Raw genomic sequence first — 419 nt, 5'->3', positions numbered from 1 at the left:
CTAAAACTCTAAAATCCTTAAATCGTTTAATATTTTCATTACTTTGGACATAATAATTATCTATAATTACTGAGGATAAATAATTAAAAACCTCAGGTTTTATCTTTTTCCTTTTTTGAACAAAAGCACTCGATGTGAAATTTTCAACTTTCTGAGATTCTAATTTTGAATTCAAATACTCCAGAAAATTATTAATTTCTATAGCCATACTTTTTCTTAATAAATTCAACATAAATATTAGCAATTGACTAAAAGGCTGCTTACGTTTTCTAGTAAAATCTTGCTCATTCACTCTATAATCTAATATTATTTCTTTACTAAAAATCTCTTCTCTCAATTTTTTGATTATTAAAATTGAATTCTTTGGCATATCTAAACTCTGTAAAATTATAGCTTAAATATAAGAAAATTACTATAAA

The 419-nt window shown here is 22.9% G+C and carries 1 pseudogene; it reads right to left on the bottom strand.

Annotation, left to right across the window (positions count from 1 at the left end):
- A pseudogene (locus NJT12_RS24900) lies at nucleotides 1-337 on the bottom strand (hypothetical protein); the annotation flags it as partial.
- Between the last annotated feature and the right edge of the window lie 82 nt (nucleotides 338-419).

The sequence above is a fragment of the Flavobacterium azizsancarii genome (genome assembly GCF_027980145.1).
Taxonomy (GTDB): Bacteria; Bacteroidota; Bacteroidia; order Flavobacteriales; family Flavobacteriaceae; genus Flavobacterium; species Flavobacterium azizsancarii.
The sequence above is the reverse complement of the archived record's forward strand: the minus strand, read 5'-3'. Positions and strand labels throughout refer to the sequence as shown.